Source organism: Pseudoclavibacter helvolus (assembly GCF_014191305.1).
Classification (GTDB): domain Bacteria; phylum Actinomycetota; class Actinomycetes; order Actinomycetales; family Microbacteriaceae; genus Pseudoclavibacter; species Pseudoclavibacter helvolus.
This window is the reverse complement of record NZ_JACHWJ010000004.1, coordinates 128,815-142,693: the sequence shown is the minus strand read 5'-3', so window position 1 is coordinate 142,693 and position 13,879 is coordinate 128,815. Positions and strand designations below refer to the sequence as shown.

Annotated in this window: 13 protein-coding genes; 6 read left to right on the top strand and 7 right to left on the bottom strand. The window is 63.8% G+C overall.

What is annotated here, in order from left to right:
* Positions 1-257 precede the first annotated feature (257 nt).
* Positions 258-947, top strand: coding sequence for a hypothetical protein (locus FHX72_RS12930; protein ID WP_183625674.1), 690 nt, complete (start codon positions 258-260; stop codon positions 945-947).
* Between the two features lie 69 nt (positions 948-1,016).
* Here the strand turns inward: FHX72_RS12930 and FHX72_RS12925 are convergent, their stop codons facing one another.
* From FHX72_RS12925 to FHX72_RS12915, 3 genes are all read right to left on the bottom strand, one after another.
* Entirely contained in the window at positions 1,017-1,886 is an 870-nt protein-coding gene (locus FHX72_RS12925; RefSeq protein ID WP_183625671.1) for a hypothetical protein, read from the bottom strand.
* A complete protein-coding gene (locus tag FHX72_RS12920) occupies positions 1,883-2,482 on the bottom strand; it encodes a hypothetical protein (RefSeq protein ID WP_068483129.1) in 600 nt (199 codons plus the stop codon). Before FHX72_RS12920 ends, FHX72_RS12925 begins: the two co-directional genes overlap by 4 nt.
* Before the next feature lie 95 nt (positions 2,483-2,577).
* Positions 2,578-3,672: an acyltransferase family protein gene (locus FHX72_RS12915; RefSeq protein WP_183625669.1), complete on the bottom strand. Its 1,095-nt coding sequence runs from the start codon at positions 3,670-3,672 to the stop codon at positions 2,578-2,580.
* Between the two features lie 153 nt (positions 3,673-3,825).
* Here FHX72_RS12915 and mptB point away from each other — a divergent pair, with 153 nt between their 5' ends.
* The 3 genes from mptB to FHX72_RS12900 all read left to right on the top strand — a co-directional run bounded on the left by mptB (position 3,826) and on the right by FHX72_RS12900 (position 7,687).
* A complete protein-coding gene (gene mptB / locus FHX72_RS12910) occupies positions 3,826-5,334 on the top strand; it encodes a polyprenol phosphomannose-dependent alpha 1,6 mannosyltransferase MptB (protein ID WP_183625667.1) in 1,509 nt (502 codons plus the stop codon).
* Positions 5,335-5,582: 248 nt separating this feature from the next.
* Positions 5,583-6,641: an acyltransferase family protein gene (locus tag FHX72_RS12905; RefSeq protein WP_183625665.1), complete on the top strand. Its 1,059-nt coding sequence runs from the start codon at positions 5,583-5,585 to the stop codon at positions 6,639-6,641.
* Positions 6,642-6,817: 176 nt separating this feature from the next.
* Entirely contained in the window at positions 6,818-7,687 is an 870-nt protein-coding gene (locus FHX72_RS12900; protein ID WP_183625663.1) for a glycosyltransferase family 2 protein, read from the top strand.
* On the opposite strand, the gene FHX72_RS12895 is transcribed toward FHX72_RS12900, so the two are convergent.
* The 3 genes from FHX72_RS12895 to FHX72_RS12885 all read right to left on the bottom strand — a co-directional run bounded on the left by FHX72_RS12895 (position 7,688) and on the right by FHX72_RS12885 (position 9,925).
* Positions 7,688-8,314, bottom strand: coding sequence for a glycosyltransferase (locus tag FHX72_RS12895; RefSeq protein ID WP_183626041.1), 627 nt, complete (start codon positions 8,312-8,314; stop codon positions 7,688-7,690).
* Positions 8,315-8,335: 21 nt separating this feature from the next.
* On the bottom strand, positions 8,336-9,646 hold the full coding sequence (locus FHX72_RS12890; RefSeq protein ID WP_183625661.1) for an ISL3 family transposase: 1,311 nt from the start codon (positions 9,644-9,646) through the stop codon (positions 8,336-8,338).
* Between the two features lie 93 nt (positions 9,647-9,739).
* Positions 9,740-9,925: a glycosyltransferase family 2 protein gene (locus FHX72_RS12885; protein WP_183625659.1), complete on the bottom strand. Its 186-nt coding sequence runs from the start codon at positions 9,923-9,925 to the stop codon at positions 9,740-9,742.
* Between the two features lie 115 nt (positions 9,926-10,040).
* On the opposite strand from FHX72_RS12885, the gene FHX72_RS12880 reads away from it, so the two are divergent.
* The gene (locus FHX72_RS12880) at positions 10,041-11,090 is read left to right on the top strand and encodes an acyltransferase family protein (RefSeq protein ID WP_183625657.1); all 1,050 of its coding nucleotides are present in this window, start codon (positions 10,041-10,043) and stop codon (positions 11,088-11,090) included.
* Positions 11,091-11,225: 135 nt separating this feature from the next.
* Positions 11,226-13,037: an ABC transporter ATP-binding protein gene (locus FHX72_RS12875; protein ID WP_183625655.1), complete on the top strand. Its 1,812-nt coding sequence runs from the start codon at positions 11,226-11,228 to the stop codon at positions 13,035-13,037.
* On the opposite strand, the gene FHX72_RS12870 is transcribed toward FHX72_RS12875, so the two are convergent.
* Complete coding sequence (locus tag FHX72_RS12870; RefSeq protein WP_183625653.1) at positions 13,034-13,879, bottom strand: alpha-1,2-fucosyltransferase; 846 nt, start codon at positions 13,877-13,879, stop codon at positions 13,034-13,036. The two genes, FHX72_RS12875 and FHX72_RS12870, sit on opposite strands and share 4 nt — an antisense overlap.

Sequence of the window (13,879 nt, the reverse complement as noted above, 5' to 3'; positions counted from 1 at the left end):
CGAAAGCCGGGGGCCCTCGCATTGGGCCGCGGCGTTCCCCCGCCGACGGCCTTCTGACAGCGCAACGCTAATACTTTTGCCCGGTCCAAAGCCTGAGAGGGCCTATAGGGATGGACTATCCGGTGGTCAATTTCACGGCATGCAGAGAGTGCTTCCCGTATCTCCCTGGGAAACTTGAAAATGCACGGAAACGCGCGTGTCCGGAGAAGGGAATCTCCGCAGTGGGCACTGCGCGGGCGGGCGAATACGATGGGCGCATGAATGACCAGCGGGTCGCCGCAGCTCCCCCACTGCTCATCGCCGTCAATCGGACCTTGCCCTCGACCCTCGTGGCGCATCCGCTGCTCTGGAACTGGGCCTGGTTTGTCGTCTTCGGGGCCGTGACCGTCGTCGGCTGGCTCGCGGACTGGCCGATGGCGCTGTGGGTCGCAGTTATGGTCGTGGGGTCGCTGCCAGCCCTCACGGCGACAGTTGCCCTCTTGCTGCACACCCCACGCAGTCACCTCGACGCGCACGACTCCGTCTTCGGCCACTTCTTCGTGCGGTTCGTGACGCTCATCGTGGGGTTCGCGGCCTGGACCGTCTCTGTGGTGATGAGCGCGAGCCTCTCCACGCTGCTGCAGCTCATGGCCGGGAACCGCGAAGACGAGATCACCTACTCGGGGGTGCAGTTGTTCGCGGGGCTCATGCTGCCCGTCGTTCTTGCGATCTGGCTCGTCTTCCTGCTGCGCTGCGCCTGGTTCCTGTCGAAGCTGCGGGGCTGGCGCGAGCATCCCTCAAAAGTTCGCTCTCGGGTTCCGGATGCGTTCCTCGCGGGCCAGCCGAGGTTGCGTTCCGTCGTGGTCGGGCTGGCGCATCCAGGCGCGCTGATCGCCACGGCGGGCCTGTCGTCCGCCGCGGTGCTGACGGAAGAAGCGATGCGCCTGACGCTCGACATCTTCTTCTGACGACGAAACCGGCGGGCTCTCATCTGTCAGGTGTGGGCACGCCGGCTCATCGACTCGCTTTGGGCGTGCCTACCTCGCGTCGTTCTTCGAGCGGCGGCGTAGGGCGAGCATGGCGAGTCCCGCGCCCAGGAGCACAATCACACCAGCGCCGATACCGAGCGGCGCAAGGTTGCTGTCAACGCCGGTCGTGGCGAGCGCGCCTGACGGTGGCGTTGATGCGGGGGTAGTGGTTGCCGAGGCGCTTGCAGTTGCGGAAGTGGTTGCAGTCGCAGTCGGTGATGCCGATACGGAGGCGGTCGGCGTCGAGGTCGGCGCCAACATCGGTGTTGGAGTCGGGCTTGGTTCCGGCGTGAACGGCGCGATCTCGATCGGCAGCGTGGTCTGCACGTAGTCAACACCGTCTGCTGTCGAACCGACGAGCTCTAGGTCGCCGACGACTCCGGCTTCGCCGCCCGCGACCCGGAACGAGAAGCTCGTGTCTGTGGTTCCGATGGGGGCCGTGAACATCAGGACATCGCCGATCACCATCGGTTCGCCGATCGTGGACGAACCCTCGACGTAGCTGGTGCCGGCCGGGAGCGTGATGCGCGGCCCTCCCGAGACCGCGGCCGGCGCATCCTCTGTCCCGAAGGATGCCGTGACCGTACTCTCTCCGTCGCCGCCTTCGGACGAGGTGAGGGTGACAGGGACGGCTTGTTCTCCGGCGGCGGAGTAATGCGTCTGAAGCTTGATCGTCGATGAGGCACCTGGCTCGAGGTCGAGCTGCCAGCTTGCCGCCATGATGGTGTCGATCGGCTGCCAGTTCGAGTGCTCGCCACCGCTGAACGGTTCGGGGTTGGGCTCATCCAGGCCGAGCAGAACATCTCTGCGCATTCCGACGCCGTAGGTGCCGCCGGGGGTGAGCGAGATGAGTTGCAATATCTCTTCGCCCGGCGTCATGTCTTGCCCCCATGGACCTGTCGCAACGCCCTGTGCTCCGCGGCAAACCGCGATCCGGCCGCCAGCTGCCACTTCGCCGCATGCGGCGTGATCCCAAGGTTCGGCCGCCGTGCAGTTGATGATTCGGTAGATGACGGTGTGAGGGCGACTGCGGTCGTGTTGCGAACACTGATCTTCGTTGCGTACGAGGACTCGCCCGACACGTAGGTGTCCGTCTGGGTGACTTCGAGCAGCGGACCCGCGGCGACGGTGGTGACGACGTAGGGGTCGAAGAACGTTCCGTTGCCCGTGTTTGTCTGCGCCACGGGAGTCCAGGTGCGGTCGTTCTCGTAGCCCCAGTAGAGGCTCTCGTCGGCCGGCAGGTTGAGGGTGGTTCCGTCAGCGACCGCGGTGACGCAGTTCGCGCTTGCCCGATACTGCGGAGCATCCACGATGCCGGTGAGTTCGGCACTGCAGTTCAGATCTGGCTTCGTCGTTATCGACGAGAACGGACCGCCCTCGACGGGCATGGTCACAGCGCTCGCTGACAGTGCAGAGCTCAAGCTGACGATCGCGGCGGCGGCGAATGCGGCTCCAACGATGGTGGTCTTGCGCATACTTCCCCTTGGTGGTGCACCGCCGACTACAGGGCACAGGCTGATGCCAGCAGCATCTCCGCGCTTACCTGCCACCTGTCGTGGCTCGCGGTACCTCAGAGCGTCGTATCGTCCACAGAAGTAGCTGGTTGCGCGGTCGGGCTCGAACTTTGCGGCGTTACTCGAGAGGAAGCCCGGCCCGGAACCAAATGCCTGAGTCGCATGGCCGGCTCCTCGACGCCCTTCCAGGACAGCCACGCGAGCGGGAGCGTGCAGGCGAGTGCGAGCAGGGCGCTCAACCACGGCCCAAGCGCCTGGGCGCCGGCAAGGACAAGGAGCTGCTGCACCGGCCACGCCCAGATGTACAGACCGTAGGAGATGTCGTTGTCTCGCCCGATTGGGATTCGCATGCGTGCACCGAGCCAGAGGAGAGCGAATCCGTATGGCAGCTGCCCGTAGTGTTCGGCCCGACCGAGCGCGGCGAGGCCACCGAGCAAAACCAGGGCAGCGATGAACGGCCACCAGGTGAGGCGGATGCGGTCCGACAGGAAGTAGATCAGCATCCCTGCGAGGAAGAAGACGCCAAGGCGTAGAACGTTGATCGCGACGAGTTGCGTGACGGCGAGGGGGCCGAGCGCGATGGGTTGGAGCGCGATCACAACGATGAGCAGGGCCGCAAGGGCCCAGACCGCATGCTTCCGCAGCAACGGAACCGTCAGTATGAGCGCTGCGAAGACGTAGGCGGCGAACTCGTAGACCAGGGTCCACAGTGAGCCGTTCCAGATGTCCTCGAGGGGCACGTTCTGCAGAGTGGCATCGATGCCGGTCTGCTGTATCGAGAGTGCGAAGTTGGAGATGACGTAGCTGACGGCACTGCCGAGCTCGTACCGCTCCCCCGTCCAGGCCGCCGCGATCGGAGCAACGATGAAGGCCGTGACGATCAGGCACGCCCAGAACGCGGGCAGGATGCGCAGCGCTCTTCGCCACAGGAAGCCGGGCAGCGCGGTGCGCCTCCGGGAGCCTGCGATGAGGTACCCCGAGATCGCGAAGAACCCGTTGACAGCCCAGGTGCCGAGCTCCGGGAACGGGCTGTCCTCGAACCCACCGATCGTCCACGCATGGCCGAGGATCACGGCAGCCGCGAGGCACAGGCGCAGGAAGTTGAGCGAATTGTCGCGCGTGGAGAGCGCTACGCGGAGAGTGGGTGGCACGGGCGCGAGCCTAGCGGTGACACCAATCCGGGACGCGCGACCGGCGCTTCCCCTTACCCCGGGGAACATCGGGGATTTTCGACACGGCACCGCGTGGGAACTACGCTCGGTCCCGATCTGCCACCCACCGCCCCCGCCGCTTGGAGCCGAGCCGTGACTGAATGTCATTCTGTCCCCGTATCTCGGACCCGTCGTGCATCCTGGCTGCCGGTCGTCGTGATCCTCCTCGGCGCGGCTGCTTCGCTTCTGCTTGCACTCGTTTCCGTGGTCGAAGCGGCCAGAGTTCCATCGATGCTGCCCTTGGGCCAGTGGATCGAGCGCGCGCAGGGGAACACCGGTGTGCAGCTCACCTACAACCTGCGGATCTGGGGCGTGGTTGTTCTGGTCGCCTGCTGGCTCCTCATCTTGCGCGGCGCCACGCTCCGCAGGCACTGGGTCGCCTTCATTGCCTGGACTCTGCCGCAACTTCTTGCGCTGACAGGTGACCTCTTTAACTACGTGGAACAGGGATGGGTGGTGCTGCAGGGCGCGGATCCGACAGTGACTCCCGCAGCCTCGCTACCTGGACCCTTCGCGGGTTGGACCGGCGCTTGGGAGGGCACAACCGTCGGCTACCCGGCGGGCGCTCTGCTCATTTCCGCAGCAATAGTGCTCATCGCGGGAGCTGATCCGGCGCTCAGCCTCCTGCTCATGCATGTTCCGGCGGTCCTCGGTGTCGTCATCGCCGGTCTCTGTCTGCCGACGATCGCCCGTGCGGTCGGCGTGAGTTCTCCCGCGTTGTTCGGGTTTGTCATCTTGAATCCCGTCACGATTCTCGAGCTCTGTGGGGCGGCCCACAACGACGCGCTCGCGCTGGGGCTGGCTGTCGCATCCATTTGGGCTGCCGTGAAGCTCCGAAACCATCCGCTGTTGGTGCAGGTTGCCTGTGCCGGAATACTGTTGGCCTTGGCGGCAACGGTAAAGCCGCAGGCGATTGCGTTTGCTGCGCTTCTCCCGCAGTTCGGGTTGTTGCTGGGCGTGCGGGGGAATTTCTTCAAGCGCCCCGCGAAGGACTACCTCGCTGGTTTCACCGTGGCGATCCTCGCGATCGCTGGCCTGGCGTTTGTCGGCCCTTTGTCGGGCGTCGGACGCGAGTTCCTGAGCGCGACGGGCTCCCCCGGGTATCGTTCGAGCGCTCCCCTTCAAGTGATGCGCATCGCGCTCGAGACCGCACTCGGGGAACGTTTCAGCAGTTCCTTCATCGGGGCGAACTTCGACACGATCGCCCTCGCCTTCGCGGTCGTCGCCACGGCTCTAGTCCTCTTCCTCGCTCGAGTGACGCAGCCCGCGACCATGTTAACGGTGTTCCTGATCGCGGTCCTCATCATGGGTCCGGCGTTCCGGCCTTGGTACGCGGTGTGGATCCTTGTGCCGCTTGCTCTCGCGCCTATAGGTCCCCGCATCAAAGTCCCCACGCTGGCGGTCGTCCTGACACTGGCCCTGGCTGCGAAAAACCCTCAAGCCGTCTACCTCCTGAACGAGGGGTTCGCGCTCGTCCTCGCGGCCGCGATCGGCGCGGTCACTGTCTACGCGACGCGTTTCGAAGCAGCGCGGCAGCTCGACCCATTTGAGCCCGCCACGCCTGCTTCAGATCGCCCGGCGGTCAGCGTCCGCTCCAATTGACCGGGGCCCGCTCTGTCATCACCCAAGGAAAATCGTTCAGGATAAACCGCTTCTAGCCGGGGTAGCCGGGCGCGTATCTGTGGAGGATGCTCCCACCGACGCCCCAAGGGTTCTTCTATGCCTGGGCGCTCTTGGTAACAGGGCGTAGTTGAGCTCCTCTTCCACGGCTGAGGGATCGGGGTAGCCTTAGTGCTCACATCACTCCGCCGGTGAGACCCTGATCCCGGTGCTCATTCGGGAGCATTTACTTGTCACGTCGTTTCACCGAGCTGGACGGACTACGCGGCCTCGCCGCAGTTGCCGTGATCGTCGGGCACTTCACGACGACTTTCACGATGCTCTACCCGGACGCCCCCACGGCGTCCATCGACTTTCCGCACGGTGGCTTCGGCGTGCAGCTGTTCTTCATCATCAGCGGATTCGTGATCCTCATGAGCGCAGAGCGCTCCAAGCGAGCATCCGACTTCGCCATCTCACGCTTCACGCGCCTCTACCCCGCTTACTGGATCGCGGTGATCGTCTCCATCGTGGTGGGTTCGCTCGCCCAGGTGCCTGGCACCCAGTTGACGCCGCTCGAGTTGCTGCTGAACTTCACCATGGTCCAGCGGCTGCTGCTTGTGCCCGACGTGAACGGCGCGTTCTGGACGCTCGCGGTGGAGATGCAGTTCTACGTGATCGTGTTCCTCATCCTGTGGCTCACCAAGTGCCACCTGACCGACCGCCTCCTCAGATGGCTGGTCGCAGCCTGGCTCGTTTTTGCGGGCGCCACAGCCGGTATCGCCGAGGCCATGGCACCCGGCGTCGATATCGGGCTCGCACCGACGATCGTTCGGGTGATGGTGAACGTTGCGCTGTCCGAATACGGGCCGCTCTTCTGCCTCGGAATGCTCCTCTTCATGTCTCGCCGCAACCAGAAGTTCGAGTGGCTGGCAGTTGGGGCGGCGATCGTCGCCGTCCTCAACACCTTCCTACTGCACTCGCTGCTCAACGCAGTTGTCGTCGCGGGCATCGTCCTGTTGTTCGGTCTTGTGGCACTGAGGAAGTCCACCCGAGTCCTACGGATCAAGCCCCTCCTCTGGCTCGGCAAGATCAGCTATTCGCTGTACATCCTGCATGTGGTGGTGGGATACGCCGCTATCGATCTCCTCCGGCCTTTCCTCGGTCGCGACCTCGCGATGGTAGGCGCGGCCCTGATCGTCACGCTTTTCGCCTGGGGGCTCCATGCCCTCGCGGAGGACCGCATGAGTCGATCGTGGCGACGCGGGCTGGCTCGATGGCGCGACCGCAAACTCGAAGCCTCCCGTTGAACATGCTGTTGGCCACGCGCCCCCAAGCCCCGGGTGAATTGTGCGGAAATACAAGGTGCAACATATCCGTAGAATCGCAGCTCACGGGGACGAGGTGGCGAGTCCGTCTCAGCAGGCGATCTGTCTAGGTCTAGCCGCGAGCTGTTCCGCGAACGAAAAGATTGAACGCTACACACATGCCTACAGAGTCAGAACACACCCACATTGATGTCTCCGTCGTCATCCCTGTCCTCAATGGAATGCCGGAGTTGGAGCACCAGCTCGACGCGTTGGCCGCTCAGCAGACTTCGGCGGCCTGGGAAGTGATCGTTGTGGACAACGGATCCACCGACGGCACCAAGGTGCACGTCGAGTCGAGGGTGTCGGATTTTCCCGTGCTCCTGCGGCTTGTGGATGCGAGCTCTCGCAAGGGCATCTCGCATGCACGAAACACCGGCGTCGCCCAGGCCGCGGGGAACAAGATCGGCTTCTGCGACGCGGATGATCGCGTCGGCCCAACTTGGATCGCGGGGATCGTCAAGGCGCTGGATCTCCACGAAGCATCCGGAGGCCCACTGCGGCTCCTCGCGGACCCTTTCGACCCATCCGCGGCTGAGCTCCCCTATAGCTCCTATACGGAAACGTCTCGCGGTGGGCAGGTGACTGGCTGCAACATGGCCGTGCGGCGCACAGTGCTCGAGGCGGTTGGCGGCTTCGACGAGGACCTACCTCCGTACGGTGGCGAAGACCTGGAGTTCGCGATCCGCCTGCACCAGGCGGGAGCGAAGGCAGGGTTCGCGCCGGAACAAATGGTCTATTTTCGTCCCACGACGCGGCTCACGACAAAGATCCGCAAGCTCTACCAGAGCGGGCGCTGCGAGGTCATGATCTGGCGGAAGCATCCCGAGATCTGCGGGCAATTCCTGGGCGTGCGCGCTTCACTGCTTGATGTGGTGACCGTACCGCGCGACTTCTTGAGGACGTATCGGGCTTACGGTTCAACCGCGGCAGTTCGATTGATCTTCGTTCGCGCCGGGCACCTTGCTGAGAACCTTCGACGCAGCTAGCTACCGCCGCAGTAGCTTGGCGACTCGCTTCTTTGTCAGGTCCACGAGGCGATAGTTTTCCCGATAGTGCGCTAGCAGCATTCGCGCGTCGACGAGATCCGCCGCCAGCGATTCTGGATGCTTGGCGTAGAGCTCAAGATTCTCCTGGAGAACGAGATTCTGAGCGAGTGCGAAGTTGATCGGATCGAACTTCGCCGTGGTCTGCGCCGCCGAGATTCGGTACTCGTGGAGCACCTGTGGGAGCACTTTCACTTCACGACCCAGTTTCAGGATGCGCATCCAGAACGCCCAGTCCTCGCCGAGCTTGAGCTGCTCGGGGTAGCCGCCAGCCGCATCCCAGTCCTGCCTGCGAAACATGGAGATGTTCGGGATCGTGGTGGCCTTCAGCATCGAGTCGATGCCGTTGTACGCGCACGGGTTCTCTCCGGATCGGGCCCCGATCAGGCGTTGAGCGCCAGCAACAACGCCGACTCTCGAGTCCTCGTCGAGGACTGCGGCGGCCAGCGCGACAGAGCCGGGTTCGAGTCGGTCATCTGCGTCCAAGGGCAGTATGTAGTCGCCGTCGTCACGTCCGGCGGCGATCCCTGCGTTCCGGGCGGCGGCGACGCCGCGATTCTCGGTTCGCAGGACGCGCGCGCCTAATCTGGCTCATCGCAATCGAGGGTGTAGGTGGGATCTGAATCCTCCGGCTTCGAGTAGCGATCTGGCAACATAGTTCGTCAGGTTTCGGAAGCCGAGCGCTGAGCCTCTGAGGTGTTCGAGGCGGCCGTTGATCGCCTCCGTGGGGCCGTTGCTGGTGCCGGGGCGGTCGAAGTAAGCGAGCACGTCAGCGGCGCGCTGTTTCAACGTTCGGCCGAGGCGACGGATCTCGATCAGCGCGGTGGGAACACCGCTGGTGACGGCGTCGATGACGGCCTGCATCATCTGCTTGCCCTTGGTCTTGTCCGGTTCACGATAGGCGGCAACGATGCGCTGGTAGATTCCCCAGGTCGCTTCAACCTCAACATGATCATCACCGGTGAATAGTGCTTGAAGGCGTGCGCGTTGCTTGTCGGTGAGGAGGCTGTCGCCGGTGTGCAGGGTGCGGCGGGCCTTGTAGAGCGGGTCGCCCGAACGGCCTCGATGCCCGAGCGTGGCCTGCTGAACGCGTTGCCGGCACCGATCCAGCCCGTCGCCGGCGAGGCGGACGACGTGGAACGGATCCATCACGGGGACCGCGTCGGGCAGCTCTTCGGCGGCGGCGGTCTTGAAGCCGCTGAACCCGTCCATCGCGACGACCTCGATCCGATCTCGCCACTGTTTCGGCCGCTGCGCGAGCCACTGCTTGAACACTGCCTTCGAGCGTCCCTCGACCATGTCCAGCAGTCGCGCGGGGCCGGTCTTGTCCCGCACGGGGGTGAGGTCGATGATGACCGTGACGTATTTGTCGCCCTTGCGCGTGTGACGCCAGACATGCTCGTCGACACCGATGGTGCTCACGCCGTCGAAACGGTGAGGGTCATCGATTAGACGTCGCTTGCCTTCGGCGAGGATCGCGCTGTTCGCGGTATGCCAGGACACCCCAAGCCCGGCGGCGGCACGAGAGACGGTGAGATGGTCGACCACGAGAGCTTCCAACGCCCACCGCACCCCGCTTCGGGAGATCTTCGTCCGCGGCGACGATGCCTTCGACATGTCCTGCCGCCAGGTGCGCTTGCAATGATCACACCGGTATCGACGAACCCGAACCTGCAGCGTCGTGGGCCGGTGACCGAACGGCTCATGCGCAAGACGACGAATCACCGTATCCCGAATGACGCCCTCGGCGCCGCACCCCCGACACCACGGATCAGCCTCAACGGCCCGGCACTCGATCACCGCCCGATCCGGCTCCAGGCGCTGCCCGACAGCTTGCAGGCCGAGCTCGTCAAGGCGACAGAAGGTAGTCAGATCGGGCGCGGCAAAGGTAGCGTGGAACACGTCGAGGTCTTTCCGGTGGACAGCGTAGGAACTTCCATCCTGGAAGACCTCGACCCCTATCCACCAATCGCCGCGCGCATCCTGACTACACCCTCATCTGCGAAGAGCCCCTAATCTTTCCGCTGCGCGGAAGTGCCCGTCGCTTCCACGGGCGGTGGAGCCGTCGTCGACGACGACAACCTCCATATCCGGGTACGACTGATCGACCGCGCTCTGTACCGCTTCGATCAGGTACTCGTTGGGGTTGTATGCAGGAACGACGACCGTGACGAAGGACATGCGCCGATGCTAGCCGAGGCGAACGGACCGACTGACTCCGCATGACGAGAGCCGACCAACGTTCTGGCCCACCCCACCACGCCAGGCGCCAAAGGATCACTGGTAGCTTCACAAAGTGCCTAAGACCTTGCGTGAATCTCTATCAACAAGACACAACGCCCTCAACTTCGTTCGGCTGACGCTTGCCTTCGTCGTGATCTTTGGCCACGCTTGGCCCCTCGGTGGTTTCGAAGGGTGGACACTCGATCTGGGCGGATGGGCTGTCCAAGGTTTCTTCGCCATCTCGGGCTACCTCATCGCCGGCTCCCGCATGAGGCTCGGCATTCGCGAGTATCTGGCAAATCGGGCCCTGCGCATCTTCCCGGCCTACTGGAGCGTCCTCATCCTGACCGCGTTTGCGCTCGCGCTGGCAATCGGTGAGAACTACGAACCGTCGAGTGCCCTCTCCTACGTGATCTCGAACGCGGGCCTCTACCAGGCCCAGTGGGGAATTGACGACACCCTGGTGAGCGTTCCGGTCGCGATCGCGTGGAACGGCTCGCTCTGGTCGCTTTTCCCCGAGTTCCTCGCGTACATCGGAGCCGCGCTCCTTCTCACTCTGCCCTGGGCGCGTCGACACGCGACCTTGGTCACGGCCACCGCCTTCGCGGGGCTCGTCGCGTTCCAGCCTCTGGCACTTGGCCCACTGGCCGTTTCTACCGAGCTGTACCTCCACCTCATTCGCCTCGGCACGTTCTTCCTGGCAGGGATGCTCCTCTACTTCGTAGGCGACAAACTGATGCTGCGACGTCGCTACGGCTTCGCCGCGATCGGTGTCTTCGTCGTGCTCGTGGCCGTCGGGCTCGGTGAAGCTGTCGGCCAGCTCCCGTTCGCATTCGTTTTGCTCTGTCTGGGGGCCGCCCCACCCGTCAGGATCGGTTCCGAGAATGACATCTCTTATGGCCTCTACATCTGGGCCTTCCCGGTGCAGCAGGTGCTGGCAGCACTCGGGACAAGCTGGCTCGGCCCGATCGGCTCGATCTTCGTCGCCACGCTGGTAACGGCTGGCATTGCCTGGCTGTCGTGGCGGTACATCGAGCAACCCGCCATGCGCCTCCGCAGATTCGTGCCAGCAAGCTGGCACACCCCGAAACCATCGGATAGTACAAGCGCCGTCGTGGGGTGAAGTTCACCCCAAGCGCATGCGGAGTCGGGATGCGGACTCGACATTCACCACGGCAGGGCAGAAGCTCCTAGACTGATCCGGTCGCCTGGGCATTGCCATGCCCGCGGCACCGCACGCAAAACCTCTGGAGACGACTTGATTCGCGAGCTTCGCATTGCTCTGACACTCATCAACGAGAACATCCGAGGCTGGGTGAGCTTGGCAGTCGTGGGATCCGTCGCGCTCGCGCTGCTGGACATGATCGGGGTCGCGGCGATGCTCCCCCTTATGACCCTGCTCACGACCGGCGACACCTCCGCTGGGGTAGTCAGCCAGATCGGTGATTTCTTTGGCACCCACGAGGTCCAGGCGCTCGTCCTGCTCCTCGCGACTCTCGTGGCCGTCTGCTTCGTCGTCAAGAGCGTGGCGGCCGTCCTGTTCCGCTGGTGGCTCCTCGGCCACACCGCGACCCTCACCGCCGAAGCGGCTGTCGAGTTGATGCGCCGCTACGTCCTGTCCAGCTACGCGACCCACAAGAAGCGCAACGTCGCCGAGATCTACCGCAACATCGGCGTGGCAGTGGCACAGAGCTTCAATGGTGTCGGCCTCGGGCTCCTGAGCCTCATGGGCGACGTGCTCATCTTGCTCGCGCTGGCTGCCGTTCTCCTCATCACGTCCCCCCTCGCGACTCTGTTTGCCGTGGTCTTCTTCTCGATTACCACGTGGGGCATCCAAGCCCTGCTTAAGCGGCGTTCGATTCGCGCCGGGCAGGACTACCTCGACGCTGACGCGGATGCGTGGACGGCGATCATGCCAGGCTTTGATGGCTTCCGGGAGTCGCGCCTTTCATCCAGCGCTCACCGCTTCGTCACCGCGTTTGAAGGCGCGCGAAGCCGCCAAGCGCAGTCGCAGCGACGGTCCTCCATGCTCGGAGAGTTGCCGAAGTACGCCCTCGAGGTCTCGTTCATTCTCGCGGTCATAGGGATGGCTGCGATTCTCTTCGCAACCGGAACCCAGGAGAACGCGCTGACGGTCCTCGGCGTCTTCGCTGCGGCATCCTTGCGACTGCTGCCGACGCTGAACCGAGTCACGGCAACCATCGGAACGGTGAGGGCGGGGCAAGGCTCTCTCAGGACCCTCGCGAAAGAAATCGACACCCTCAACTTCGAGGCCAGCCACTCTGAAATTCGCTCGAGCGATCACGAGTACCGAGGAGACATCGTCCTCTCCGACGTCGGGTTCACTTATGAGGATGCGAAGCAGCCTGTCCTGCAGAAACTGAATGTGACGCTCCCGGAGGGACAGACGACCGCGATCGTCGGCTCGAGCGGCGCCGGCAAGAGCACCATGCTCGATCTGGTGCTCGGACTCCACAAGCCGACAGAAGGCACCATCACGTGTGGTGGCAAGTTGATCCACGACGATCTAGTGGCTTGGTTCGAAGCTCTGAGCCTCGTCCCACAAGACGTCTACATGATCGACGACACTCTCGAGGTGAACATCGCCTACGGGGTTGAGAAGGAGCACATCGATCACCAGAGGATCGCTGAAGTCATCGCGCTGGCCCAGCTCGACTCCTTCATTGATGACCTACCAGACGGCCTTCAGACCCGGCTCGGCCAGCGTGGGGTGCGCCTCTCGGGTGGGCAGCGTCAGCGTGTCGGAATTGCTCGCGCGCTCTATCGAAACCCTTCGATCCTCGTTCTGGATGAGGCTACGTCGGCGCTCGACAATGAGACAGAACACCAGATCACTGCCACGATAAACTCCCTGAAGGGCGATATGACGCTCATCGTCGTCGCACACCGCCTCTCAACGGTTCGCGACGCGGACCGCATCATCTTCATGCGGGATGGACAAGTCGAGGCGTCTGGCTCGTTCGAGGAACTCCAGGAGCGCAGCAAGCACTTCGCTCGGCTCGTGGCACTCGGCAACCTGGGCGCTGAGACGAAGTCGGACGTAGCCTAGGCGGCCGGAGGCTCCCAGCCGCCCGCGAGGTCGCGAATCACTGTCCACCGGGGGTCGAGGTGGTAAGAGGACGAGTCCTCCATGAGGCGGCTGTGGAAGATCGGAACGACCACGTCGGAGGGCCTGACCTCGGCGTTGTCCGCGTAGTAGCGGTTGCTCAGGTAGCCGCCCCAGTACGAGAACGTCGAGTTCGCCAGGATCAGACGAGGCGAGCCGGCGAGGATCGCAAGATGCTCCGCCGGGCCCAACTCCGGATCGACGTAGGCGACGTCGGCATAGTCCGTCAGGAACTGCAACTCGGCGCGGCACCACTCGACGTTGTCGGAGACGATGAAGATCTCGTCGATGGGGGCCGCTTCAGAGGCCTCGACGACAGCGGCCCGCACGTACTCCGCGATGTCAAACGCGTAGAGGTGCCTGAACTTCTCGACGCTGTAGTAGTCGCCCCGCCGAACGTTCAGCACAAACCGCTTTGGCGAGGCATGCTCATCGACCAGCTTGCGAAGGCGTCCGCCACTCGGCAGAACGAACGTGTCTATAAAGCGAGACAGATCCTCCGGCGTGTAGTTGACACCGAACTCCTGGTAGTAGTGGTTGACAAGACGACGATCCGTGAAGCGGATCTGGGAGTCGTCGACGATGAGCTCATTGAAGAGCTCCGGGAACCACTCACGCCACGGCTCTGAGGCCTCAGAGGTCCTGACGACAACGTCCTCGCCTCGAGCACGGCGTCGGTCCGCCTGCATCCAGACGTAGAAAAGATTCCCCACGCCGATCTTCTCGGGGGGATACAGGACCTCACGGTTGCCCCAGCGAACGACGGACAGTGCGTGAGCTTTCAT